Below are 24,075 nucleotides of genomic sequence, written 5' to 3'. Positions count from 1 at the left end.
CCATCCGGACGTGTCGGGTAATGTTCCGGCAAGTGAGCACCTTGCAGCGGTCAAGGCCCACCAAAGTGGCCATGGCCGTGCGTCCCTACCGGCCGTTCCTGAGCGAACTGCTCAGTTTCGGCTTCGTGGGGTTCGTGGGCACGGTGATCACGATCGGCGGGGCGAACCTGCTGCGCGCCTGGCTCGGCGGGTCCCCGGTGACGAGCGTGGTCATCCCGACCCTGGTCTCCACGGGCACGTCCTACCTGGCGAACCGGTACTGGACGTTCCGGCACCGCGACAGCGACGGCTCCGGCCGCGAGTTCGCGATCTTCCTGACGCTCAACGGCATCGGCATGCTGATCCAGGTGCTGTGCACGGGCTTCGTCTACTACACGCTGCACCTGCACGGCGGGATCGCCTACAACCTCAGCCTGCTCGCCGGTCTCGGCCTCGGCTCGTGGTTCCGCTACTGGTCGTACCGCAAATGGGTGTTCACCCCCACGACCGCCTGACCCGCGACCGACTGACTTGCGACCCCTTCCGGAACGCCGGGAGGGGTTCTCTCCCGCCGCCAACCTACTAAAAAGGTAGGGAAAGTTGCAAAAGCCCGGAACGGCGGTTACGGTCATGCCTCGCGCCCCGATCCCCCGAGGGCGCAGAGGGAGAAGAGGCACCCCACATGAGGCTGCGACCGTTCGTCCTCCTCGGATCCGCGCTGCTGGCGGCCACGTCCGCCGTGGCCGGCTGCGGCGGGGGCTCCGGCTCCGGCGGCGGCGCGGCGTCCGATGTCGCGTCCGATGCCGCGTTCGATGCGAAGACCTGCCAGGGCGGCACGCTGACCGTGCTCAACCAGGGCGGACTCGGGAAGTTCGACCCGGCCACGCTCTACACCTCGGGCGGCGGCGCGCTCCCGTCGCTGGTGTACCGGACGCTCACCACCCGCCAGCGCGTCCCCGGGCAGGACGGCACCAAGCCCGTCCCCGACCTGGCCACCGACCTCGGCACCCCCGGCGACAACGCCAGGACCTGGAAGTACACGCTCCGGGACGGCCTGAAGTTCGAGGACGGCACCCCCATCACGTCCAAGGACGTCAAGTACGGCATCGAGCGCTCGTTCGCGCCGGAGCTGCCCGGCGGCGCGCCCTACCTGCACGACTGGCTCGTGGACGGCACCGGCTACCAGGGGCCCTACAAGGGCGCCGACCTGAAGTCCATCGAGACGCCGGACGACAGGACCATCGTCTTCAAGCTCCGCGCGCCGCACGGCGACTTCCCCTACCTCGCGACGGCGACCCAGTTCTCGCCCGTCCCGAAGGCCAGGGACACCGGCGTCAAGTACCAGAACGCGCCCGTCTCCAGCGGCCCGTACAAGGTCGAGAAGTACGAGGTCGGGAAGCGTCTCGTGCTCGTCCGGAACACGTCCTGGTCCCGGGCCGTCGACGACCAGCGGCTCGCCTGCCCGGACCGGATCGAGATCACCGCCGGCCTGGACGCGACGGTCATCGACCAGAGGCTGTCCAGCGGGTCCGGCGCGGACGCCAAGGCGATCACCACCGACACGTCCGTCGGCCCCGAGCAGCTCGCCCGCGTCGGCGGCGACCCGAACCTCGCCAAGCGCGTCGCGCGGGGCGTGTTCGGCGAGACCAAGTACCTCGCGTTCGACACCACCAAGAAGCCGTTCGACGACATCCGGGTCCGGCAGGCCGTCGCGTACGCGGTGAACCGGCAGTCGGTGATCAACGCGATCGGCGGCAGCGAGCTGGCGTCCCCGGCCACCACGTTCCTGCCGGACGGCAAAGCGTTCGGGCAGCAGCCGTACGACTACTTCCCGGCCGGTGAGACCGGGAACCCGGCCAAGGCCAAGGAGCTGCTCGCCCAGGCCGGATACGGAAACGGCCTCACCGTCGACCTCGCGTACCCGAACGTCGACACCGACGGCATCGGACCCAAGGTCGCGCCCGCCGTCCAGGACGCGCTGAAGCAGGCCGGGATCACCGTGAAGCCGAAGCCGTTCAGCGACGACGACTACCGCAACGTCACCGGCAAGCCCTCCACACAGCCCGCCCTCAGCCTCCAGACCTGGGGCGCGGACTGGCCTGCCGGCGGCCCGTTCCTCACCCCCGTTTTCGACGGACGGCAGATCCTCACGGGCGGCGGCAACTACAACCTCGCCCAGCTGAACGACCCGGCGGTGAACAAGGAGATCGACCGGATCAACACGATCACCGACGCCGCCCAGGCGGCCCCGCGCTGGGGCGCGCTCGACGCCACCATCGGCAAGCAGGCCCTGGTCGTCCCGCTGTTCCACCCGAAGACCGTCGCGCTGTTCGGCAAGGACGTGAAGAACGCCTACGTGGACGAGTGGCGCGGCTGGTACGACGTCTCGTCCGTCTCGGTGAAGTGACCGCGCGGCCGTGACCCTGCTCGACACCGAAGCCGCCGCCGGGACGGACCCCGCTCCGTCCCGGCGCGGCGGGGCCTGGCGGCGGCTGCTCGCCGACCGCTCCGCCCTCGCCGCACTCGTCCTGGTCGGCCTGCTGGCCCTGGCCGCGCTCGCCGCGCCGCTGCTCACCGCCCTGGAGGGGCAGGACCCCACCACCTTCCACAGCCGGCTGCTCGACTCGGCGCGCGGCGGCGTCCCGCGCGGCGCGCTCGGCGGCATCAGCGGCGACCACTGGCTCGGCGTCGAGCCGGGCACCGGACGCGACGTGTTCGCCCGCGTCGTCCACGGGGCGCGGGTCTCGCTGGGCGTCGCGCTCGCGGCGACCGTCCTGGAGCTGGTCATCGGGATCGCGATCGGGCTGGCCGCCGGGCTCGGCGGGCGCCGCCTGGACGCGGTGCTCGGCCGCGTCATCGAGATCGCGATCGCGTTCCCGTCGCTGCTGCTGGCGCTCGCGCTGATGGCGATCGTCCCGCAGTCGGTGCCCCGGCCCGTCCTGGTCGCGCTCGCGATCACGGCCGTGAACTGGGGGAACATCGCTCGCGTCACGCGCGCCCAGGCCATGTCGCTGCGCTCGCGCGAGTACGTGGACGCGGCCCGCCTCGCGGGCGCCCGGCCGCTGCGGATCGCGTTGCGCGAGATCCTGCCCGGCCTCGCCACCCCGCTCATGGTGCTCGCCGCGCTGAAGGTGCCCAACAACATCGTCAACGAGGCGGGCCTGTCGTTCCTCGGCGCGGGCGTCCGGCCCCCGACGCCTTCGTGGGGGCAGATGCTCTCCACCTCCACCACCTGGTTCCAGACCGACCCCGCCTACGTGATCATCCCGGGCGGTCTGCTGCTGGTCACCCTGCTGGCCTTCTCCCTGTTCGCCGACGGCGTCCGCCGCGCCCTGGACCCCCGGAGCGTGCGCGTATGAACTCCGTGCGGATTCACATGAGCCCCGTGCGGATTCACATGAGCTCTGTGCGGATTCACAGGCGCGGGCCGTCCGCCCGCGTTCGGAAGCGGACCTCCGTCCCCGGCCCCGGAAGGACGAACGCGTGATCTGGTTCCTGACGCGACGCGTCCTCGCGACGGTCGCGGTGCTGCTGGTGATGTCGGCGATCGTCTACGGGCTCTTCTACCTGATGCCCGGCGACCCGGCCGTCCTGGCGTGCGGCAAGCGGTGCGGGCCCGAGCAGCTCGACGTCACCCGGCACAAGCTCGGCCTCGACCAGGCCGTCCACCTCCAGTACTGGCACTTCCTGGAGGGGCTGGTCGCCGGCCGCGACTACTCGTCCGGCCCTGATGTCGACCACTGCGCCGCGCCCTGCCTCGGCTACTCGTTCCAGTCCGACCAGCCCGTGACGAGCCTGCTCCTGGACCGGCTGCCCGTGTCGGCGTCGCTGACGCTCGGCGCCCTCCTCCTGGCGCTGGTGGCCGGCGTCGGTGCGGGCATGCTGTCGGCGCTGCGCCGCGGGACGCTCGTGGAGCGCCTGATCACCGGCGTGACCCTGCTCGGGTTCTCGACCCCGGTGTTCCTGATCGGGCTGGTCCTGCTGCTGGTGTTCTGCGCCTGGCTGAAGGTGCTGCCGTTCCCGAGCTACGTCCCGCTCACGCGGAACCCCGCCGAGTGGGCGCGCAACCTGGTGCTGCCGTGGTGCGCGCTCGCGCTCATCGAGGCGGCGCTGTTCGCGCGGGTCGCGCGCGCGGGCACCCTGGAGACGCTCGCCGAGGACCACGTCCGGACGTTCCGCGCGTACGGGGTGTCCGAGCGGCAGGTCGTCCGGCGGCACGCGCTGCGCGGCGCGCTCGCCCCCGTCGCCACCCTCACCGCCGTCGAGCTGGCCACGATCATCGTGTCGGCGATGCTCACCGAGAGCATGTTCGGCCTGCCGGGCATCGGCAAGCTGGCCGTCGAGTCCACCACCAGCGTCGACCTGCCGGTCATCGTCGGCGTGACGCTGCTGTCCGGGACCGCCGTCGTGATCGCCAACGCCGCCGCGGACCTCCTGCACGCCGCCATCGACCCGAGAGTGAAACTCGCATGACCCCCGTCCTCTCCGTCCGCGACCTGCGGGTCCGCTTCGGCGACCGCGAGGCCGTCGGCGGCGTCTCGTTCGACCTGGAACCCGGCCGCGCGCTCGGCGTCGTCGGCGAGTCCGGCTCGGGCAAGAGCAGCCTCGCGCTCGCCCTGGCCCGCCTGCACGTCGGCGCGGACGTCACCGGCTCGGTCCTCCTGGACGGCACGGACGTGCTCGCCGCGTCCGGCGCCGACCTCCGGCGGCTGCGCGGCGGCCGGATCGCGATGGTGTTCCAGGACCCGCTGTCGTCCCTCGACCCCTACCTGCGCGTCGGCGACCAGATCGCGGAGGTGTACCGCGTCCACACGGGCGCGTCGCGCCGCGCCGCCGCGGCGAAGGCCGTCGAGGTCCTGGACCGCGTCGGCATCCCGGACGCGCCGCGCCGCGCCCGCGCCCACCCGCACGAGTTCTCCGGCGGCATGGTCCAGCGCGCCCTGATCGCGATGGCCCTGGCGCTGGAGCCCCGCGTCCTGGTCGCGGACGAACCGACCACCGCCCTCGACGTCACCGTCCAGGCCCGCCTGCTCGCCCTCCTGGACGAGCTCCGCACCGACACCGGAATGGCGTTGCTGCTGGTCAGCCATGACTTCGGCGTCGTCGCCGAGACCGCCGACGACGTCCTGGTCATGCGGGACGGCGTCGCGGTCGAGCACGGGCCGGTCGACGGCGTCCTGCGGACCCCGTCCGCCCGCTACACGCGCGAGCTCCTCCGGTCCGTCCCCCGCCTGGACGCGCCGCGCCTCCGCGTGACCTCTCCGGCGCGCCCGGAGGCGCCCGGCGCCACGGAAGGCCACGAGCCGCCGCGGGGGCGGGAGCCCTTGCTGCGCGTCACCGATCTGCGGCGCGACTTCGTGTCGGGGCCGCCGCTGCGGAGGCGGGCCGTTCCGGCGGTGGACGGGGTGTCGCTGGAGGTCGCGCCCGGTGAGGCCCTCGGCGTCGTGGGGGAGAGCGGCAGCGGGAAGACGACCCTCGCGCGGCTGGTCGTGCGGCTGCTCGCGCCGTCCTCCGGGCGGATCGAGTTCGCCGGACGCGACGTCACCCGGCTCTCCGCCCGCGACCTGCGGCCCTCGCGCCGCGACCTCCAGATGGTGTTCCAGGACCCGCTGGCCTCGCTCAACCCGCGCCGCACGGTCGGCGACAGCATCGCCGACCCGCTGCGCGTCCTCGGCGAGCCCGGCGCCGAGCGCACCGCGCGCGACCTGATGGACCGCGTCGGCCTCGACCCCGGCCGCTACGACGCCTACCCGCACGAGTTCTCCGGCGGGCAGCGCCAGCGCGTCGGCATCGCCCGCGCGCTCGGGCCCGGCCCGCGCCTGCTGGTCTGCGACGAGCCCGTGACGTCCCTGGACGTCTCGACGCAGGCGCAGATCCTCGCGCTGCTCGCCGAGCTCCGCGCCGAACGCGACCTGGCGCTGCTGTTCGTCTCGCACGACCTCGCCGTCGTCCGGCGGGTCTGCGACCGCGTCGCCGTCATGCGCGCCGGACGCGTCGTCGAGACCGGCGACGTCGACACCGTCTACGACCACCCCGAGGACGGCTACACCCGCGAACTGCTGGCGGCCGTCCCCAGGCTGGTCGCCCTGGACCCCGTCGTCTGACGGGGGAGCCTGGGGCCTGGGGAGGGCGGGTCTCAGACCTCGCCGCGGGACATGCGGAGGAGACGGTCCAGGACCTGCCCGTCGCTCACGCGCAGCCCGTCGTGCTCCCACTCGTTGGTGACCCACGCGCGGGCGCTCCCGACGGACTGGACGGTCTCCATCGACAGCTCGAAGTCCACGTACATGTCGTCGTGGTAGACGGCGGCGCTGACCGGGACGTCGTTGCCGCGCAGCCGCGCCGGGTCGTACAGCGCGGGCCAGTCGTCGTGCTCGGCGAGCAGGTCGGCGGCCTCGCGCAGCGGCGCCAGGGACGGGTCGTCCGCGACCATCCACGGGTAGATCATCTCGCCGGTGAACAGCAGCGGGTCGCGGTCGTCCGGGTCCGGGGCGAACTCGGGGAACTCGTCGCGGACGCGCTGCGCCGCCCACCCGGTCGGGTTCGAGCCCTGCCCGTAGATCGCCTCGTGCAGGACGATGTGGATCGGCGCGTCGGTGTGGCTGAGGAGCGCCCCGGCCTGCTGGAGGAAGACCTCCGACAGCTCGGGCCCGCCGTCCGCGAAGGCCGGTTCCAGGAGGTAGTGCATGCGGTCGGCGCCGTCGCCCATGCCGAGCATGAGGCCGAGCGACTGGAAGCCCTCGACGGTCAGCCGCCGCCCGTTCGGCATCCGCTCGTCGTGGCCCGCGAGCCGCCGCGCGATGTCGCGGACGAGGTCGATGTCGCCGGGGTAGCGGTCGTAGAACGCGGCGTTCTTGGCGGCGACGCGCGGGTACGTCCGCCGGTACACGTCCTCGGCGGCCGCGGCCAGACCGGGCGTGCCGCCCGTGACCAGCGCCTCCCGGACGCCCTCGGGCGCGAACGACAGGTAGGTGTTCACGCAGAACCCGCCGTAGCTCTGCCCGAGGATCGTCCACGGGGTGTCGCCGAGCAGCTCGCGGCGGATCAGCTCGGCGTCCAGGACGATCGAGTCGGCGCGGAACCGGGTCAGGTACCGGGCCTGCTCGGCCGGGCCGCCGAGCGCCGCCACCCGCCGCGCCGTCACCGGCGTGGACAGGCCGGTACCGCGCTGGTCCAGCAGCAGGACGCGGAAGTCCGACAGCGCCCGGTTCAGCCAGCCCTCCCGCCCGGACGGACGCGGCGACCCGTACCCCGGCCCGCCCTGGAGGAACAGCAGCCACGGCAGGTCGTCGCGGCCGGCGTGCGCGGACGCGACGACCTCGCGGGCGAACACCTCGATCCGCGGCCCGTCCGGGTCGTCGTGGTCGAGCGGAACGGGGAAGCGGTGGCCGGTGACGACGGTCCCGGCCTGGCGGAACGAACCCATGCCCCGACCTTATGGGCCGTCCGCCGTGCCGGGACCGCCGCCCCGCCCTGTCCGGGCCCGTCGCGTCCCCGCCTGAGGTCAGCGGCCCGCCGGGACGATCTTCTCGACCTCGGCGCGGGCCCCGCCGAGCAGGCTCGCGATGTCCTGGCCGGGGCGCTGGGAGAAGATCACGTGGTCGATTCCGGCCTCGGCGAGCCGTCCGGCCGTCTCGACGGCCTGCCCGGCCGAACCGCCCTCGGGCAGGGTCGTCAGGGACGTCTTCTCGATGTCGGCGTAGTCGCGGCCCTCGCGCTCGCAGTGCTCGCGCAGCACGTCCAGCTTGTGCGGCAGCTGGTCGCCGTCGAAGATGTTGCAGGCGTCCGCGTACTTCGCGACGAACCGCAGCGTCTTCTTCTCGCCCATCCCGCCGACCAGGATCGGCGGGTGCGGACGGCGCAGCGACTGCGGCGAGTTCAGCGGACGCTCCGCCGAGACCCGCGCGCCCTCGAACGCGCTCTCGTCCCCCTTCCACATCCGATGGGCCAGCCGGAGCGCGTCCTCCAGCAGCTCGAACCGCTCGGCCGTCGGCGGGAAGTTCAGGCCGAGACCGCGCGACTCCTCGTCGTTCCAGGCCGCGCCGACGCCGAGCCACGCCCGCCCGCCGGACAGCACGTCCAGCGTCGTGACGGTCTTGACCAGCAGGCCGGGAGACCGGTAGCTCACACCGGTCACCATCGTGCCGAGCGTGATGTTCGTCGTGAGCGCCGCCGCGTACGCGAGCGCCGAGTAGCTCTCGAGCATGGGCTCCTCGGCGGACCCGACGCTCTGGATCTGGAAGAAGTGGTCCATCACCCAGAGCGAGTCGAGCCCGGCCTGGTCGGCTTCGCGGGCCATCCGGCCGTACTCCGCCGCGATCCGCCCGGCGCCGCCGGGGAAGGTGAAGCTGGGTACCTGAAGTCCGATGCGCATGGAACCGAGTCTCCGACCTGGAGGGCACTCCGGGTCAAGGGCCATGGTTGACCTGGAGCGGACTCCAGGTGGAATCCTGACCTTTGTGAGCTCCTACTCTCCGTCCGAGACCGCCGAGAAGAGCGGCTTCAGCATCGACACCCTCAGGTACTACGAGAAGATCGGCCTGCTGGACGGCATCGCGCGCAACGCGTCCGGACGGCGGGTGTTCAGCGACGACGACCTCAACTGGCTCGGCATGCTGCGCTGCCTGCGCGAGACCGGCATGCCGATCGCCGAGATGCTCCGCTACTCCGAGCTCGCCCGCGGCGGCGCGGAGACCTTCGCCGAGCGGCTCGCGCTGCTCCAGGACCACGACCGCCGCGTCGAGGACCAGATCCGCCTGCTCCGCTCCCAGCAGAAGAAGATCCAATGGAAGATCTCCTTCTACAGCGGCACCGGCGTGGACTGACTCCTCCAGGTGCCCGGCCCGGTCGGGTCAGGTGCCCGGCCCGGTCAGACGGCCGGACGCCAGGCGGGGTCGCGGCCGAGGAGCGTCAGGAGCCGCTCGCGTCCGCCGCGTCCGGCAGAGGGCAGGGACGGCGCGAACGACTCGCCCGGGGCGCGCGACGCGGCGTCGTCCGGGACGATCGCGGCGACCTTCAGGGACGCCTCGACCAGCTCGTCGTCCGGCTCCCAGGGCAGGCCGAGCGCGGCGGCGACGTCCCACGCGTGCACGACCAGGTCGACCACGTGGAACGTGATCGCCAGCCGCGCCGGGTACAGCCCGCCGTCGCGCACCTCGGGCAGCGCGAACTCGCGGTCCAGGACGGCGTCGTCCGCGAACGCCCCGGTCACCAGCCGCCCGGACGCCACGACCGCCGCGTGCGGGTCGTCGCCGAGCGAGCCGCCCCGCCACGCCGCCAGGGCGTCCCCCTCGCCCCGCGCGGCCGCCGCGAACCCCTCGTCCTGGCCGACCTGGTGCCGGAGCAGGCCGTGCAGCGTCCAGTCGGGGCAGGGCGTCGGACGGGCCAGGTCGGCGGGCTTGATCGTGGTGGTCAGGGAGGCGAAGAAGGCGAGCGCCCGGCGGTCCAGGTCGCGGAAGTCCGAGGAGAGAAGTTCAGTCAGCACGTCCATGGGTTCACCGTAGGAACCCGGAATGGCCTACGTCCAGATCCAATATCGACCCGGGCCACTGTGCCAATCTAGACTGCGCGCGTGGAGCTGCACATCACCCTGGACGACCGCCGCGACCTCACCGGAAGCCTGTACCGGCAGCTCAGGGACGCCGTCCTGGACGGCCGCCTCCGCGCGGGCGAGGCCCTCCCGGCCACCCGCGAGCTCGCCCGCCGCCTCGCCGTCTCGCGCGGCACGGTCTCGGTCGTCTACGACCGCCTCGCCGCCGAGGGGTACCTGACGGCGCGCGTCGGCGCGGGCACGTTCGTCCGCGAGTCGGCCGCGCCGTCCCGGCACGCGCCCGCCGCCTCCCCGCTCCGCCCCCGCCCCGAATGGACCGGCCTGCGCGCCTGGCCGTACTGGCGCCAGGACGTCCCGTACGACATGCGCGCGGGCCTCCCCGACACGCGCCTGTTCCCCTACGAGGCGTGGCGGCGGCTCATGGCGGCCGAGCTCCGCCCGAGGACCCACGACGTGGGCGACCCGGCCGGGCTGCCCGTCCTGCGCGAGGCGATCGCCCGGCACGCCGGGGTGTCGCGGTCGGTCCGCGCGAGCGCGTCCGACGTGATCGTCACGTCCGGCATCCAGCAGGCGCTCGACCTGGTCGGACGCGTCCTGCTCGAACCCGGCGCGCACGTCGCCGTCGAGGACCCCGGCTACCCGCCCGCCCAGCTGCTGTTCCGCTCCCAGGGCCTGCGCGTGACCGGCGTCCCCGTGGACGCCGAGGGCCTGCGCGTCGACGCGCTCCCGCCCGACGTCCGCGCCGTCTACCTCACCCCGTCCCACCAGTTCCCGCTGGGCATGCCGATGTCGCTGCCCCGCCGCCGCGCCCTGCTCGACTGGGCCCGCCGCCGCGACGTCGTCGTCATCGAGGACGACTACGACACCGAGTACCGCTTCGGCGGCCGCCCGATCGAACCCCTCCAGTCCCTGGACGAGGACGGGCGCGTCCTCTACCTCGGCACGTTCTCCAAGCTCATGCGCCCGGTCCTGCGCCTCGGCTTCCTCGTCGCCCCGCCCGCCCTCCACGACGCGTTCCGGATGGCCCGCTACGTCACGTCCTGGCACGGCGACCCGCCCGTCCAGGCCGCCCTGGCGCGCTTCATCGACGAGGGCCTCCTCGCCCGCCACATCCGCCGGTCCCGCCGCGTCTACCAGGAACGCCACGAACTCATCGCCGACACCCTCACGACCGGCCTCGCCGACCGCCTCACCCTCGTCCCGTCCGCCGCCGGCCTCCACCTGAGCGCCCGCCTCTCCGCCCCGTCCGACGTCCAGGCCGTCCAGGCCGCCGACGCCGAGGGCGTCGCCCTCTTCCCGCTCTCCGACTTCGCCGTGACCGAACCCCCGTCCAACGGCCTCGTCTTCGGCTACGGCGCCATCTCCACCGAGGACATCCCCCCGGCCCTCACCCGCCTCCGCCGCGCCCTCGACGGCCGATGATCGCGGGAGGGCGATCACCGGACGCCGGGGGTGCGTGATCGGGGCGGACCGGCGCGGATTGTCCGAGGGCGCGCCTAGACTCGTTCGCTGTGGCAGGCCGGATTCGTAATGAGGACATAGCGCTCGTACGAGAGCGATCGTCGATCGACGCCGTGATCGGCGAGTTCCTCCAGCTGCGAAGCGCGGGCGGGGGCAACCTCAAGGGGCTCTGCCCGTTCCACGACGAGAAGTCGCCCTCGTTCAACGTCACCCCGGCCCGGGGCCTCTGGTACTGCTTCGGCTGCGGGGCCGGCGGCGACGTGATCAAGTTCGTCCAGGAGATCGACCACCTGACGTTCTCCGAGGCCGTCGAGCGGCTGGCCGCCAAGGCGGGCATCCACCTCCGGTACGAGGAGGGCGGCGCGTTCCAGCCCCGGCAGGAGACGGGGCAGCGGGCGCGGCTGGTCGAGGCGCACCGGGTGGCGGCCGAGTACTTCGCCGAGAACCTGCGCTCGCCCGAGGGCATGATCGGCCGCCGGTTCCTGTCCGGGCGGGGTTTCGAGGCCGCCGACGCCGAGCGGTTCGGGGTCGGGTTCGCGCCGCGCGAGTGGGAGGCCCTGGTCCGCCACCTGCGCGGACGCGGGTTCGCCGACGCCGAGATGATCACCGCCGGGCTGGCCAAGGAGGGCCGCCGGGGGCCGATGGACCGGTTCCGCGGCCGCCTGATGTGGCCGATCCGCGACCTGTCCGGCGACGTCGTCGGGTTCGGCGCGCGCAAGCTGTACGACGATGACGAAGGCCCGAAGTACCTGAACACCCCCGAGACGCCCCTCTTCCACAAGTCGAACGTCCTGTACGGGGCCGACCTGGCGAAGAAGGAGATCGCGCGGTCCCGGCAGGCGGTCGTCGTCGAGGGCTACACCGACGTGATGGCCTGCCACCTGTCCGGCGTGCCGACGGCCGTCGCGACCTGCGGGACGTCCTTCGGGGACGAGCACATCAAGATCCTGCGCCGGCTGCTGATGGACCAGGACGAGTTCCGCGGCGAGGTGATCTTCACCTTCGACGGGGACGCGGCCGGGCAGAAGGCGGCGCTGCGCGCGTTCGAGGGCGAGCAGAAGTTCGTCACGCAGACCTTCGTCGCCGTCCAGCCGGACGGCCTGGACCCGTGCGACCTGCGCGTCCAGCACGGCGAGGCGGCCGTGCGCGACCTGGTCGCCTCGCGCACCCCGCTGTTCGAGTTCGTCGTCCGGTCCAGGATCGGCGAGCACGACCTCAACACCACCGAGGGACGGCTCGCCGCCCTCGACGCCGCCGCGCCGATCGTCGCCCGCATCAAGGACCGCGCGCTCCGCCAGATGTACGCGGTCAACCTGGACCGCTGGCTCGGCATCATGGACGAGCGGTTCGTGCTCCAGCGCGTCCGCGAACTGTCCCAGCGCGAGCATGCCCGGCGGGGCGCCCAGGGGCCCGGCGGGCAGCAGCGGCAGGGCGGCAACGGCCAGGGCCAGGGCCAGCACCCGGGCAGCGGCCAGCGCGGTGGCCAGGGCGGACGCGGCAATGGCGGCGGCTACGGCAACGGCCAGGGCGGCGGGCGCCAGGGATACGGCAACGGCGGTCAGGGCGGCGGCCGCCAGGGGTACGGCGGTGGCGGGCGTCAGGGCTACGGCGGCGGCGAGGCCGGGCCGAACGGCTCCCGGGGCCACGGCGGGTACGGCTCGCAGGGCAACGGTGGATACGGGCCGTCCGGCTCGGCGGGTTACGGGCCGCCCGGACAGGGACGGGACGAGCCGGCGACGGATTCGGGGCGGCCCGAAACCCCGGCCTTCGACCCGCACGATCCGGGCGTCGTGCTCGAGCGCGAGCTGCTGAAGCTGGTCGTGCAGCGTCCGGCCGTGGTCGGGCCGGGGTTCGACCTGGTCCCGGGCGAGGCGTTCCTGGTGCCCGCGCACGCGACCGTCCGGGGCGTCATCGGCGCGGCCGGGGGCGTCGCGTCGGCGGCGGATCCGTCGGAGTGGATCTCCCGGCTCCTGGAGCAGGCCGCGAACACGCAGGTCAAGGACCTGATCACCATGCTCGCAGTCGAACAGACACAGTCCGCGTCCGAATCGGATGACCGATATGCGGCAGCCTTGCTGGCCCGAATTCAGGAACGCCTGCTCACCCGGCAGATCGGGGACGTGAAGTCTAAACTCGGACGGCTGAATCCGGCCGAGCAGGCTGAGGACTATCACCGGCTCTTCGGTGATCTTGTCGCGCTTGAGCAGCAGAGACGGGTGTTGCGGGAGCGCGGGCTTGGATAGCGGTAAGTCAAGAGACCGCAAAATGGGTCCTGTGATCTAGCCCCTCCATAACGCAGACTGTCCACGTGGGCCCTTCGGTGCTGCCAAGCGAGGCGCCATCGGTTGACCAGGTGGCGGACCTCGTCGCACGTGGCAGAGAACGCGGCGGTGTGACCGTCGATGACGTCGCTGCCGCACTCGACCGCTCGGACTTGCCGGACGACTCGCTCGAGCGGGTCGTCCGAATGCTCGCGGAACAGGGGGTCGAGGTCCTGGAGTCTCCGCAGGAGACCGAGGACGTCGCGCGAGTAGACGAGACAGATCTCGGCAAGCGGGCGCCGACGAGCGACCTGGTGCGCATCTACCTGAGAGAGATCGGTCGCGTTCCGCTCCTCACGGCAGAAGATGAAGTCGAACTGGCGAAATCAATCGAGGCGGGTCTTTTCGCCGAGGAGAAAGTGGCGCATACCGCCATCCTCTCCGCGGCGCAGCGACTCGACCTCGAACTGCTCTCCCGGGAGGGAATCCGGGCGAAGCAACGTCTGATCGAGGCGAACCTGCGGTTGGTCGTCTCGATCGCCAAACGCTATGTGGGCCGGGGAATGCTGTTCCTCGACCTGATCCAGGAGGGAAATCTCGGACTCATCCGCGCCGTCGAGAAATTCGACTACACCAAGGGCTTCAAGTTCTCGACCTACGCCACCTGGTGGATTCGCCAGGCGATCACGAGGGCGATCGCCGACCAGGCCCGGACCATCCGGATCCCGGTGCACATGGTGGAGACCATCAACAAGCTGGTGCGGGTGCAGCGCCAGCTCCACCAGGACCTCGGCCGGGAACCGGTGCCCGAGGAGATCGGCCGGGAGATGGGGCTGACCGCCACCCGGGTCGTGGAGATCCAGCGGATCGCCCAGGAACCGGTGTCGCTCCAGTCCCCGATCGGAGAGGAGGACTCCGACCTCGGCGACTTCATCGAGGACTCCGACGCCGTCGTCCCCATCGAGGCGGCCGCGTTCATCCTGCTGCAGGACCAGCTGGAGGACATCCTCGGCACGCTGTCGGAACGGGAGCAGCGCATCATCCAGCTGCGCTTCGGCCTGGCCGACGGGCATCCCCGCACCCTGGAGGAGGTCGGCCGGGAGTTCGGCGTCACGCGCGAGCGCATCCGGCAGATCGAGTCCAAGACCCTGGCGAAGCTCCGTCACCCCTCCCGCGCCCAGATGCTCCGCGAGTATCTCGACTGACGGCCGTCCCCCGGACGTCCGGCGCCCCGGCGGCGCAGCGCTCCGGGCCGCGCCCACGCCTCACCCGGCGAGGACGCGGCCCGGACGGCCCGCCCATGCCCGGGGCCGCCTGCGACGCGGCAACGCCGTGGGCCGCCCATGCCTCGGCCGCCCGCGCCCGTTCCTGGAGAGGGTGCTGCCCGGCGGCCCGTCCCGGCCTCAGGCGCCCGTCCCCCGTTTCGTGGCGTGTGATGGTGATTTGTGGGTGAGGGGTGGGACGGGGCGCGTGTGACGGAGTTGGGGGGTAGCGTGGGGTTCCATGCTGATCGTGACGACTGACGCGCTGGCCGGGTACGCGATTCGCGGGATGCTCGGCGAGGCGCTGGGGGTGGCCGTCCAGACCGATCAGGGCGCGGTGCCCGGACCGGGGTCCAGCGGGACGTTCCGGATGAACACCGGCGAGCAGGCGGGGGCGGGGCTGTACGCCGCGCGCCGCCAGGCCGTCGAGCGGATGGCCGAGGACGCGCGCCGCAAGGGCGCGAACGCCATCGTCGGCATGCGCCTGGACGCCGTGGCGCTCGGGGCCGGGGGAGGGCACGAGGTGTGCGCGTACGGGACGGCCGTGTGGGTCGATCCCGTCCAGAACGTGCAGAACCAGCCGCAACAGAACCAGCCGCAGTACCAGCAGGGCGGCGGGGTGCCTCCGTTCCATCCGGACGCGGCTCCCGGCGGCCCGCCGATGGCCGCCCGCAACCTCACCATCGGCCTCCGCGACCCGGGCCGCTGACCGGCTGCCGGCCAGGCCGCTGACCAAGTCGCTGACCAGGCCGCTGACCAGGCCGGACGGGGCACGCGGGAGGGGTGTTTCTAGTCACTGTCCAGAACGTGACTTGACGTCATCTGGTTAGGTTCAGCTAATTTAGGCAAGCCTTACCAAATAGTCCGTTCTGGAGTCCGTCATGCGTTCCTCGTCCGTTCTCGCCCTCGCGGGCGTCACCGCCCTTTCGGCGTCCCTGCTCGCGGCGTGCGGCGGTGGTGACGAGAAGGGCGGCGGCGACGCGATCAAGGTGACCGCGTCCGACGGCGCGTGTGAGGTCGCGAAGACGGAGATCCCCGCGGGCAAGATCACTTTCAAGGTGTTCAACAAGGGCTCGCAGGCCAACGAGTTCGAGATCCTCCGCCCGGACGGCAAGATCATCGCCGAGCGGGAGAACATCGGCCCCGGCACCACGATCAACTTCGTCGTGAACCTGGCCGCCGGCGACTACAAGGCGCTGTGCAGCGCGGGTCAGACCGGCAAGGGCCCGTCCAAGGACATCAAGGTCACCGGGGCGGGCGGCGCCGCCGGGTCCGCCGACCCGCGCCTGGCGAAGGCCTCGGCCGACTACAGGACGTTCGTCCTCGCGCAGGTGGACGATACGATCGCCAAGACCCAGAAGTTCGCCGACGCGGTCAAGGCGGGCGACGTGGAGAAGGCGAAGGCGCTGTACGCGCCGTCCCGGATGGGCTGGGAGACGATCGAGCCGGTCGCCGAGAAGTTCGGCGACATCGACCCGAAGGTCGACGCGCGCGAGGCCGACCTGAAGCCGGCGGAGAAGGCGAACTGGTCCGGCTGGCACCTGCTGGAGAAGGCGCTCTGGAAGGACGGCTCGGTCAAGGGCAAGGAGCGGTACGCCGACCGCCTCATGGCCGACCTGAAGAACCTCCGGGGCCAGATGGGGACGCTGAACCTCGACCCGGTGAACGACATGGCGCACGGCGCGAAGGAGCTCCTGGACGAGGTCGCCACCGGCAAGGTCACCGGTGAGGAGGAGGCGTTCAGCCACACCGACCTCTGGGACTTCAAGGGCAACGTGGACGGCGCGAAGAAGGTCTACGACCTGCTCCGCCCGGTCGTCCAGGAGAAGGACGCGCAGCTCGCCAAGGACCTGGACGACAACTTCACCGCCGTCGAGAACCTGCTCGCCAAGTACGCCAAGGGCGACGGCTACGTCTCCTACGACAAGGTCGGCGAGAGCGACCGCAAGTCCCTCGCCGACGCGGTGAACGCCCTCGGCGAGCCGCTGTCGAAGCTCGCGGGCGCGGTGGCCAAATGAGCGGTGGCCAAGTGAGCGATGGCCAAATGAGCGGCGGCCAGAGCGATGGCCGAGTGACCGGAGGCGGTGGCCAAGTGGCCGGAGACGGGGAGCGGGCGGCGCGGATGGACGCGCGGATGTCGCGGCGGCGGATGCTCGGCTTCGGCGGAGCGAGCCTGGTCGTCGGCGCGGCGGCCGGGGCCGGGATCGACCGTGTCGTGGCGAAGAGCGGCGGCGACGGCGGCGGGAGCGACGTCACGTCCCCGATCCCGTTCCACGGGGCGCACCAGGCGGGCATCGCCACGCCCGTCCAGGACCGGCTGCACTTCGCCGCGTTCGACGTGGTCACCGGCGACCGCGCCAAGCTCGTCCGGATGCTGAAGGACTGGACGGCCGCGGCCGCCGCGATGACCGCCGGGAAGCCTGTCGGCGCGGGCGCGGTCGGCGGTCCCGAGGTGTCCCCGCCGGACGACACGGGCGAGGCGCTCGGCCTCCCGCCGTCCCGGCTGACGCTGACCGTCGGGTTCGGCCCGACCCTGTTCGAGAAGGACGGCAAGGACCGCTTCGGCCTCAAGGCCAAGCGCCCGGCGGCCCTCGTCGACCTGCCGCACTTCCCCGGCGACAACCTCGACCCCGCGCGCAGCGACGGCGACATCGTCGTCCAGGCGTGCGCGGACGACCCGCAGGTGGCGGTGCACGCGATCCGGAACCTGGCGCGCATCGGGTTCGGCGTCGTGTCCGTCCGCTGGTCGCAGCTGGGGTTCGGCAAGACGTCGTCCACCACCCCGGACGCGCAGACCCCGCGCAACATGTTCGGTTTCAAGGACGGCACCCGCAACGTCGCCGGAACCGAGACGGACGCGCTCGACAAGCACATCTGGGCCGGCAGGCCGGACGGCGCGGAGTGGATGGCGGGCGGCAGCTACCTCGTCGCGCGCCGCATCCGCATGCACATCGAGACCTGGGACCGGACGTCCCTCGGTGAGCAGGAGGACGTCTTCGGCCGGGACAAGAACGTGGGCGCCCCGATCGGCCAGAGGCGCGAGCACGACGCGGTCGACCTGGCGAAGCTGAAGCCGACCGCGCACGTCCGGCTCGCCCATCCGGACTCCAACGGCGGCACCCGCATCCTGCGCCGCGGCTACTCGTTCACCGACGGCTCGGACGGCCTCGGCCGCCTCGACGCGGGCCTGTTCTTCATCGCCTTCCAGCGGGACCCGCGCACCGGCTTCATCCGCGTCCAGAACAATCTGGCCACCGACGCCATGAACGAGTACGTCCAGCACGTCGGGTCGGGCGTCTACGCCTGCCCGCCGGGCGTCCAGGAGGGCGGCTACTGGGGAGAGACCCTCTTCACATGACCGGCTCGCATGACCGGCCTCGCATGACCGGCATCGCGTGACCGGGCGGCCCGCTCCGGATGATCATGCGGGCGAGCCGATCCCGGCCGGAGCGGATAGCATCGCGAGTGCGTCGAAGAACGTCCCGTCGTCGGCGCCGGCCGGCCCGCCGCGGCCGGCGGCCGGTTCGCCGACTCCGAGGAAGTGGTCCGTCATGGCTGTTCCGCTCACCGGGGGAGTCGGCGTCCCCCTGCCCGGATCCGCCCCGCCCGCCCTGTCGGTGGGTTTCGGATGGACGCCGCCCGGGGACCCGCGCGCCGACTTCGACGTCGACGCGGCGGCCCTGATGCTGGACGACGCGGGCGCCGTCCTGTCCGAGGATCACTTCGTGTACTTCAACAACCCGCGCAGCCCGGACGGCTCGGTCGAGCACCGAGGACCGGCCCCGGACGGCCCCGGCGAGATCATCGACGTGGACCTCGCCGCCGTCCCGGACCGCTGCGCCCGCATCGCCTTCCCCGTCTCGATCTTCGACGCCGAGAACCGGGAGCAGCGCCTCGGGCAGGTCCGGGCGGTGCGCGTCCGGCTGTCCCGGCGTCCGGACGGCGCCGAGCTGGCCCGCTACGACCTGCCCGCCCGCCGCGCCGACGACCCCGCCACGGCGGTCCTGCTCGGCGAGCTGGACCGCGGGGCCGCAGGCTGGACGTTCCGCGCGGTCGGCCGGGGCTACCCCGGCGGGCTGCGGGAGATCGTCCACGAGCACGGTCTGCCGGTCCGATGAACCGCACCGTTCCCCACCGGCCCCGGCCTTCGGGCCGCACCGTTTCCCACCGGCCCTCGGGCCGCACCCCCCACCGACCCTCGACACGGAAACCGGGCGCATGATCCTTCGCACGTTCGGCTGGTCCGCCGCCCTCACCGGGGTGGCCATGCTCGTCGCCCTGGCCTACCAGGGGCCCGGAGCGCTCGCCCTCGTGGCGATCCTCGCGGTCCTGGAGATCTCGCTGTCGTTCGACAACGCCGTGGTGAACGCCAAGGTGCTCGACCGCATGTCGCCGTTCTGGCAGAAGATCTTCCTGACCGTCGGCATCGCGGTCGCGGTGTTCGGCATGCGGCTGCTGTTCCCGCTGGTCATCGTGGCGCTGACGGCCAAGTTGAGCCCGATGAGGGCGTTCGACCTGGCGCTGTCCGAGCCGCACCGCTACGAGACGATCATGCGGGACGCGTACCCGATGATCGCCGGGTTCGGCGGGGCGTTCCTGCTCATGCTGTTCCTGAACTGGGTGTTCGAGGAGCGCGAGCTGCGCTGGCTCGGCCCGCCCGAGCGCTTCCTGGCCCGGATGGGACGGCTCGACCAGCTGCCCGTCGTGGTCACCGGCGGCGTGCTCGCGCTGGTGTCCGGCCTGGTCGCCGACGACCCCGCCGAGGTGATGATCGCCGGAGTCCTCGGCATGATCACCTACATCCTGGTGGAGGGCCTCGGCGCGCTGTTCTCGGACGTGAGCGACGACGAGGAGGCGGACGAGGCCGGGGAGGCCGGGGAGGCGGGCCAGGAGGCCGGCGCGGCCCCCGCGCGCCGCGGCGGCCCGAGCAGCGCCGCGCTCGCGGTCGGCAAGGCCGGGTTCTTCCTGTTCCTGTACCTGGAGGTCCTGGACGCGTCGTTCTCGTTCGACGGCGTGATCGGCGCGTTCGCGATCAGCACCGATCCGATCGTCATCGCGCTCGGCCTCGGCGTCGGCGCGATGTACATCCGGTCCCTGACGGTCTACCTCGTCCGCAAGGGCACCCTGCACGAGTACGAGTACCTCGAGCACGGCGCGCACTGGGCGATCGGCGCGCTGTCGGTCTGCATGATGATCAGCATCGGGCACGAGCTGCCGGACTGGGTGACCGGCGGCATCGGCGCGGGCCTGATCCTGGTGTCGTTCCTGTCCTCGGTCGTCCGCAACCGCCGCGAGACGGCCGCCGAGTCCGTGGAATCCTCCCCCGAGCCCGCGGGCGGGGAGCCCTCCGAGCAGGAGATCGCCGCGCTCGAGGAGGACGAGAAGGCCGTCCGGCCTGGGGGAATGCCGTAGCGGCCGCGCGCCGGCGGCCGCCGGCAGTGGTCGATCACGGGCGAGGCGGGTCAGGCGAAGACAAGCTACGTGCCGCCAAGGGTCGTCGGGACGCCTTCCAGGGTTCACAATCGCGGTAACCGCACCGCCCCCGGGAGGACATGCGACACCCATGAGCTCCCGTCTCACCGGCGACGAGACCGCGCTGTGGCAGGCCGCGGCGCGGGTCCTGGACGCCAACTGGACGGGGACGGCGACCGTCCCCTCACCGGGCCTGTATCCGCACCAGTGGAGCCTCGACTCGGCGTTCGCCGTGATGGGGCTCGCCCGGCACCGCCGCGACCGCGCCGAGCGGGAGCTGCGGTCGCTGTTCCGCGGCCAGTGGGCGGACGGCCTGCTCCCGCACCTGGTGTTCAACGACACCCTGCCCCGGAACGGCTACTTCCCGGACGCCGGGCTGTGGCATCGCGGCAGCGTCTCGCGCCACGCCCCGCAGGGCGTCCGGACGTCCGGCCTCACCTCGCCGCCCTTGCAAGCGCTCGCCGCGCTGCGCCTGCACGAGAGCGCGTCCCCACCGGAAGCGGAACGCAGCCGCGACTTCCTGCGCGTCCTCTATCCGCGCCTGGCCGCCCAGCACCGCTACCTGGCCGAGGCCCGCGACCTCTCCGGTTCGGGCCTGGTCGCCATATGCCACCCCTGGGAATCCGGCCTGGACAACAGCCCCGCCTGGGACCGTCCACTGGGAGCCCTCCGCCTCCCGCCCGCCGCCTACTCGCCGGGCCGCACCCCACGGGACCTGCCTACAGGCGAGGACTACGACCGGTACGTCCACCTGGTCGCCCTCCTGCGCGCGCGTGACTACGACCCCGCCTACATCCGCGACGACCACCCGTTCGTCATCGAGGACCCGCTCTTCAACGCCGCCTACCTCGTGTCCGAGCACGCCCTGGCCGAGATCGCCGTGCTCGCGGGCGCCGACCCGGCCCCGCACCGCGCCCGCGCCGAACGCGTCCACGCGGCCCTCCTGGACCACCTCTGGGACGCCGAACAGGGCTGCTTCCGCGCCCGCGACCTCCGCGACGGCCGCCTCCTCCCGGTCGTCACCATCGCGTCGTTCGCGCCCCTCCTGGACCCGGACCTCCCCGCCGCGAACGTCCGGCGCCTCGTCGACCTGCTGCTGTCCGCGCGCTTCGCCGGGGCGGCCGGATACCCCGTCCCCACCTGCGACATCCAGGCGCCCGCCTTCGACCGCGGCGGCCACTGGCGCGGCCCCACCTGGATCAACACCAACTGGCTCGTCTGGCACGGCGCCCTCGCCCACGGGCACACCGTCGTCGCGGACCTGCTGTACGGGTCCACCCTCCGCCTCGTCCGGCAGTCGGGCTTCCGCGAGTTCTTCGACCCCTTCGACGGGACGGGCCGCGGCGGCCACGACCACAGCTGGTCCGCCGCCCTCGTCCTGGACCTCCTCGGCGCCCGCCGGGCCCCCAGAGCCGCCTGACGGCTCGCCCGCCGGGCGCGCCCGCCCGGCGGTCCGCCCGGCCCGCCGCCGACTACGCTGGGATCATGCGCCTGCCCCGGTCGAACCGAGCCCTCCCCGCGGACGTCCGCGCCGCCCTGGACCTTCCGCGCGGCGACCGCGTGCTCGCCGCCGCCGGGACCCGCGGCGGATCCCACGTCGTCGCCACGACCCGGGCCCTCTACGTCCCGACCGAGGACGGCCTGGCCCGCGTCCCCTGGGAACAGGTCGACCAGGCCTCCTGGAAGGACGGCTGGCTCCACGTCCAGGAGACCCTGGGCGGCCCGGAGCACCACGTCCGCCTGTCGGATCCCGGATCCGTCCCGGAGACCGTCCGCGAGCGCGTCACCTCGACCGTGGCCGTGTCCCAGCACGCGCAGCTTCCGAACGGAGGCGGCGTCCGCATCGCCGGGCGCCGTCCGCCGGGCGGCGGCGCCGTCCGCTGGACCTTCGTCTTCGACCCGGGCCTCGACCCGGACGACCCGGGCCTCCGCGCCCAGGCCGAACAGGTCCTGGAGGACCTCCGCCGCCAGACGGGTCTCTAACGCGTGACTCAAAGCCGCCTGCCCTGCGGGCGCGGTCTTTGAGAGACCCTAGAAGTCCGCGTTCTCCCGCCCGGCCTCCATGCCGGGCGCTTCGGCGTCCGCGTCGGCCTTTCCGTGCCTGCGGCCCTTCCGGCCCCGGCCCCGCCCCCGGTGGGCGTGCGCCTTCCCCGCGTGCGCCTTCTCGTGGTGCGGGCCGTGCGCGCCGTGCCCGGAGCCCTTCGGCGCCGGGCCGCCGTGCTCGCGGGCCTTCTCGACGACCCGCCCCCCGGCGTCCGAGGCCCGCTCCCGGACGGCGCCCGCCGCCCCCTTGACGGCCGGACTCCCGGCGACCTTCCGCGACGCCCGCCTGATCTGCTCATACCGCTCGCGTCCGGCCCTGGCGCCCAGCACGTACCCCACCATGAGCCCGACCACGAACGGAACCCGGTACCTCATCCCACCCCCACAGGACGCGACGAACCGTGATCGGACCCATACCCGCCCACGTCGGCCTCACCCCCGCGCCCGATTCGGAGGAGCGAACCACTCCCTGGATGCGCTAATGTATTCCTGTCGCCAGGGAGCGAAAGCCCCGGCGGCAAGGGACAATCCCGCGTAGCTCAATTGGCAGAGCAGCCGGCTGTTAACCGGCAGGTTATTGGTTCGAGTCCAATCGCGGGAGCCATCTTCCGAAGGCCCCGCCTCGTGATCACGAGGCGGGGTCTTCGGCGTTCTCGGGGTCGATGTGGTGGATGGTCCGAACTGTTCCGGTCGGGGTGGCGTCATAACCGGCATGATCGGGTCCGGGTTTCTGCGGTCGTGGCCGGCGGCCGTCGTCGCGCCTCTGCTGCTCGTCCTGGCGCTGGGGCTGGGGGCCGTGGCGATCGCCTACGGGGAGGGCGGCCGGTACGGGATCAACGTGCTGCTGCGGCGCGGGGCCAGCACGTGGATCGACGTGAGGCCGGACGACGCGCGCCTGTCGGAGGGGATCCGGCTGTCGCTGGCGGGGCGGCGGACGCCCGACGAGGCGGCGCCGGTGCGGTGGCGCGAGGCGTCGCCGGGGATGGACGTCGCGGAGCAGCCCGTCCGGGTGGGCGGGAGGCACGTGGACGCCCTGCTGCTCACGCGGATCGACCCGGCCCGGTACCGGTTCCGGGTGCTGAACCGTCCGGCCGGTGACCGGGGGGTCGGCGCGTGGATGAAGGCGACGGGGGCGGCGCTGGTCGTCAACGGCAGCTACTTCGACCGCCACGGGAGGCCGGACACCCCCGTGGTCAGTGACGGACGCCGGCTCGGGCCCGCGTCCTACCAGGCGGCGCACGGGGCGTTCGTGGACGGCCCGGACGGCACCCGGCTGGTGGACCTGGCCGGACGCGACTGGCGGCAGGCCGTCGACGGGGCGCGGCAGGCGATGGTGTCCTATCCGATGCTGATCGGCGCGGACGGCCGCGGACGGGCCGACCAGCAGGACGAGCGGTGGCTGGCGAACCGCAGCTTCCTGGGCCAGGACCGCACCGGGAACATCATCGTCGGCACCACCAGGGACGCCTACTTCTCGCTGCGCTCGCTCGCCGCGTACCTGCCCCGGGCGGGCCTGGGACTGCGCCTGGCCCTGAACCTGGACGGCGGCCCGGTCGCCTGCCAGAAGGTCTCGGGGCGCACCTACCAGCGGGACTTCTGCGGGAGGTACGAGACGGCCGTCCACGGCGGCAGGCTGCAGTTGCTGCGTCCGCTGGTCGGCAAACGCCGGGGGTGGGCGCTGGCGACGGTGCTGGTGGCCGTCCCGCGCTGACCGCCGCGAGCGTCGGTAGCCTGGGCCCGATATGTGTGGGAGGACGGCATGAGCCGACCGGGCTGGTATTCCGATCCGTACGGCGGGGGAGGGCTCCGCTGGTGGGACGGGGCCGTCTGGACCGAGCACGCCAAGCCCGCCCCGCCTCCGCCGCCCCCGGACGCCGTACCCGTGCCAGGTGCGCCACCCACGCCCGCGCCGATGGCGTCCGCGCCGGTCGTGCCGCCTGCGCCGGTCGTGCCGTCCGCGGGCGGGAGAAGGGCGTGCTCGTCACCAACCACGAGGTGCCGAACGCCGTCCTGATCACGCCGCTGGTGAACCTGATCGTCGCTCGGC

At 72.8% G+C, this 24,075-nt stretch carries 22 protein-coding genes and 1 tRNA gene; 19 read left to right on the top strand and 4 right to left on the bottom strand.

Annotated elements, in window-relative coordinates:
* Positions 1-71: 71 nt before the first annotated feature.
* The 5 genes from EBO15_RS04105 (at position 72) to EBO15_RS04085 (ending at position 6,083) form a co-directional block, all read left to right on the top strand.
* Positions 72-494 carry a GtrA family protein gene (locus tag EBO15_RS04105; RefSeq protein ID WP_233615925.1) on the top strand — a complete coding sequence of 141 codons (423 nt, stop codon included), beginning with the start codon at positions 72-74 and terminating at the stop codon, positions 492-494.
* Positions 495-661: 167 nt separating this feature from the next.
* Positions 662-2,386 carry an ABC transporter substrate-binding protein gene (locus EBO15_RS04100; RefSeq protein ID WP_122192947.1) on the top strand — a complete coding sequence of 575 codons (1,725 nt, stop codon included), beginning with the start codon at positions 662-664 and terminating at the stop codon, positions 2,384-2,386.
* Positions 2,387-2,396: 10 nt separating this feature from the next.
* Positions 2,397-3,338 (top strand): ABC transporter permease, encoded by a 942-nt coding sequence (locus tag EBO15_RS04095; RefSeq protein ID WP_122192946.1) that lies wholly within the window; start codon positions 2,397-2,399, stop codon positions 3,336-3,338.
* A gap of 124 nt (positions 3,339-3,462) precedes the next feature.
* A complete protein-coding gene (locus EBO15_RS04090; protein WP_122192945.1) occupies positions 3,463-4,452 on the top strand; it encodes an ABC transporter permease in 990 nt (329 codons plus the stop codon).
* The gene (locus EBO15_RS04085) at positions 4,449-6,083 is read left to right on the top strand and encodes a dipeptide ABC transporter ATP-binding protein (RefSeq protein ID WP_122192944.1); all 1,635 of its coding nucleotides are present in this window, start codon (positions 4,449-4,451) and stop codon (positions 6,081-6,083) included. The genes EBO15_RS04090 and EBO15_RS04085 overlap by 4 nt, the downstream gene beginning before the upstream one ends.
* Before the next feature lie 32 nt (positions 6,084-6,115).
* Here the strand turns inward: EBO15_RS04085 and EBO15_RS04080 are convergent, their stop codons facing one another.
* Both EBO15_RS04080 and EBO15_RS04075 read right to left on the bottom strand, forming a co-directional pair.
* Entirely contained in the window at positions 6,116-7,405 is a 1,290-nt protein-coding gene (locus EBO15_RS04080) for an alpha/beta fold hydrolase (RefSeq protein WP_122192943.1), read from the bottom strand.
* A 78-nt stretch (positions 7,406-7,483) separates the two neighbouring features.
* Positions 7,484-8,353, bottom strand: a complete 870-nt coding sequence (locus EBO15_RS04075; protein WP_122192942.1) for a TIGR03560 family F420-dependent LLM class oxidoreductase — start codon at positions 8,351-8,353, stop codon at positions 7,484-7,486.
* Positions 8,354-8,438: 85 nt separating this feature from the next.
* Between EBO15_RS04075 and EBO15_RS04070 the strand changes: the two genes are divergently transcribed.
* Entirely contained in the window at positions 8,439-8,804 is a 366-nt protein-coding gene (locus EBO15_RS04070) for a MerR family transcriptional regulator (RefSeq protein ID WP_122192941.1), read from the top strand.
* A 44-nt stretch (positions 8,805-8,848) separates the two neighbouring features.
* Here EBO15_RS04070 and EBO15_RS04065 read toward each other — a convergent pair whose 3' ends face one another.
* Positions 8,849-9,469, bottom strand: coding sequence for a TIGR03086 family metal-binding protein (locus tag EBO15_RS04065; RefSeq protein ID WP_122192940.1), 621 nt, complete (start codon positions 9,467-9,469; stop codon positions 8,849-8,851).
* Between the two features lie 81 nt (positions 9,470-9,550).
* On the opposite strand from EBO15_RS04065, the gene pdxR reads away from it, so the two are divergent.
* The 10 genes from pdxR to EBO15_RS04015 all read left to right on the top strand — a co-directional run bounded on the left by pdxR (position 9,551) and on the right by EBO15_RS04015 (position 21,968).
* Complete coding sequence (gene pdxR / locus EBO15_RS04060; RefSeq protein WP_122192939.1) at positions 9,551-10,951, top strand: MocR-like pyridoxine biosynthesis transcription factor PdxR; 1,401 nt, start codon at positions 9,551-9,553, stop codon at positions 10,949-10,951.
* Positions 10,952-11,040: 89 nt separating this feature from the next.
* Positions 11,041-13,233 (top strand): DNA primase, encoded by a 2,193-nt coding sequence (gene dnaG, locus EBO15_RS45745; protein ID WP_122192938.1) that lies wholly within the window; start codon positions 11,041-11,043, stop codon positions 13,231-13,233.
* A gap of 77 nt (positions 13,234-13,310) precedes the next feature.
* The gene (rpoD, locus tag EBO15_RS04050; RefSeq protein ID WP_122192937.1) at positions 13,311-14,456 is read left to right on the top strand and encodes an RNA polymerase sigma factor RpoD; all 1,146 of its coding nucleotides are present in this window, start codon (positions 13,311-13,313) and stop codon (positions 14,454-14,456) included.
* Between the two features lie 298 nt (positions 14,457-14,754).
* Entirely contained in the window at positions 14,755-15,222 is a 468-nt protein-coding gene (locus tag EBO15_RS04045) for a YbjQ family protein (RefSeq protein ID WP_122192936.1), read from the top strand.
* Positions 15,223-15,394: 172 nt separating this feature from the next.
* Positions 15,395-16,531, top strand: a complete 1,137-nt coding sequence (efeO, locus tag EBO15_RS04040) for an iron uptake system protein EfeO (RefSeq protein ID WP_122192935.1) — start codon at positions 15,395-15,397, stop codon at positions 16,529-16,531.
* Between the two features lie 74 nt (positions 16,532-16,605).
* The gene (gene efeB, locus EBO15_RS04035) at positions 16,606-17,871 is read left to right on the top strand and encodes an iron uptake transporter deferrochelatase/peroxidase subunit (protein ID WP_233615924.1); all 1,266 of its coding nucleotides are present in this window, start codon (positions 16,606-16,608) and stop codon (positions 17,869-17,871) included.
* A gap of 193 nt (positions 17,872-18,064) precedes the next feature.
* A complete protein-coding gene (locus EBO15_RS04030) occupies positions 18,065-18,631 on the top strand; it encodes a TerD family protein (protein WP_122192934.1) in 567 nt (188 codons plus the stop codon).
* Positions 18,632-18,731: 100 nt separating this feature from the next.
* On the top strand, positions 18,732-19,925 hold the full coding sequence (locus EBO15_RS04025; RefSeq protein WP_122192933.1) for a DUF475 domain-containing protein: 1,194 nt from the start codon (positions 18,732-18,734) through the stop codon (positions 19,923-19,925).
* Positions 19,926-20,076: 151 nt separating this feature from the next.
* Positions 20,077-21,405 (top strand): MGH1-like glycoside hydrolase domain-containing protein, encoded by a 1,329-nt coding sequence (locus EBO15_RS04020; protein ID WP_122192932.1) that lies wholly within the window; start codon positions 20,077-20,079, stop codon positions 21,403-21,405.
* Between the two features lie 65 nt (positions 21,406-21,470).
* Entirely contained in the window at positions 21,471-21,968 is a 498-nt protein-coding gene (locus EBO15_RS04015) for a hypothetical protein (RefSeq protein WP_122192931.1), read from the top strand.
* A gap of 48 nt (positions 21,969-22,016) precedes the next feature.
* On the opposite strand, the gene EBO15_RS04010 is transcribed toward EBO15_RS04015, so the two are convergent.
* The gene (locus EBO15_RS04010; RefSeq protein ID WP_122192930.1) at positions 22,017-22,403 is read right to left on the bottom strand and encodes a hypothetical protein; all 387 of its coding nucleotides are present in this window, start codon (positions 22,401-22,403) and stop codon (positions 22,017-22,019) included.
* A 153-nt stretch (positions 22,404-22,556) separates the two neighbouring features.
* On the opposite strand from EBO15_RS04010, the gene EBO15_RS04005 reads away from it, so the two are divergent.
* The 3 genes from EBO15_RS04005 (at position 22,557) to EBO15_RS03995 (ending at position 24,042) form a co-directional block, all read left to right on the top strand.
* A tRNA-Asn gene (locus EBO15_RS04005) sits at positions 22,557-22,632 on the top strand.
* Between the two features lie 108 nt (positions 22,633-22,740).
* Positions 22,741-23,739 (top strand): phosphodiester glycosidase family protein, encoded by a 999-nt coding sequence (locus EBO15_RS04000; protein ID WP_122192929.1) that lies wholly within the window; start codon positions 22,741-22,743, stop codon positions 23,737-23,739.
* Between the two features lie 48 nt (positions 23,740-23,787).
* Complete coding sequence (locus tag EBO15_RS03995) at positions 23,788-24,042, top strand: DUF2510 domain-containing protein (RefSeq protein ID WP_122192928.1); 255 nt, start codon at positions 23,788-23,790, stop codon at positions 24,040-24,042.
* Positions 24,043-24,075: the final 33 nt, after the last annotated feature.

Origin of the sequence: Actinomadura harenae (assembly GCF_003696215.1) — a bacterium.
Classification (GTDB): domain Bacteria; phylum Actinomycetota; class Actinomycetes; order Streptosporangiales; family Streptosporangiaceae; genus Spirillospora; species Spirillospora harenae.
The sequence above is the reverse complement of the archived record's forward strand: the minus strand, read 5'-3'. Positions and strand labels throughout refer to the sequence as shown.

Coding starts and splice junctions, on each gene's coding strand:
- EBO15_RS04105 (WP_233615925.1), top strand. CDS start 72: ATGGCCGTGCGTCCCTACCGGCCGTTCCTGAGCGAACTGCTCAGTTTC.
- EBO15_RS04100 (WP_122192947.1), top strand. CDS start 662: ATGAGGCTGCGACCGTTCGTCCTCCTCGGATCCGCGCTGCTGGCGGCC.
- EBO15_RS04085 (WP_122192944.1), top strand. CDS start 4,449: ATGACCCCCGTCCTCTCCGTCCGCGACCTGCGGGTCCGCTTCGGCGAC.
- EBO15_RS04080 (WP_122192943.1), bottom strand. CDS start 7,405: ATGGGTTCGTTCCGCCAGGCCGGGACCGTCGTCACCGGCCACCGCTTC.
- EBO15_RS04075 (WP_122192942.1), bottom strand. CDS start 8,353: ATGCGCATCGGACTTCAGGTACCCAGCTTCACCTTCCCCGGCGGCGCC.
- EBO15_RS04065 (WP_122192940.1), bottom strand. CDS start 9,469: ATGGACGTGCTGACTGAACTTCTCTCCTCGGACTTCCGCGACCTGGAC.
- EBO15_RS04045 (WP_122192936.1), top strand. CDS start 14,755: ATGCTGATCGTGACGACTGACGCGCTGGCCGGGTACGCGATTCGCGGG.
- efeO (WP_122192935.1), top strand. CDS start 15,395: ATGCGTTCCTCGTCCGTTCTCGCCCTCGCGGGCGTCACCGCCCTTTCG.
- EBO15_RS04030 (WP_122192934.1), top strand. CDS start 18,065: ATGGCTGTTCCGCTCACCGGGGGAGTCGGCGTCCCCCTGCCCGGATCC.
- EBO15_RS04025 (WP_122192933.1), top strand. CDS start 18,732: ATGATCCTTCGCACGTTCGGCTGGTCCGCCGCCCTCACCGGGGTGGCC.
- EBO15_RS04020 (WP_122192932.1), top strand. CDS start 20,077: ATGAGCTCCCGTCTCACCGGCGACGAGACCGCGCTGTGGCAGGCCGCG.
- EBO15_RS04015 (WP_122192931.1), top strand. CDS start 21,471: ATGCGCCTGCCCCGGTCGAACCGAGCCCTCCCCGCGGACGTCCGCGCC.
- EBO15_RS04010 (WP_122192930.1), bottom strand. CDS start 22,403: ATGAGGTACCGGGTTCCGTTCGTGGTCGGGCTCATGGTGGGGTACGTG.
- EBO15_RS04000 (WP_122192929.1), top strand. CDS start 22,741: ATGATCGGGTCCGGGTTTCTGCGGTCGTGGCCGGCGGCCGTCGTCGCG.
- EBO15_RS03995 (WP_122192928.1), top strand. CDS start 23,788: ATGAGCCGACCGGGCTGGTATTCCGATCCGTACGGCGGGGGAGGGCTC.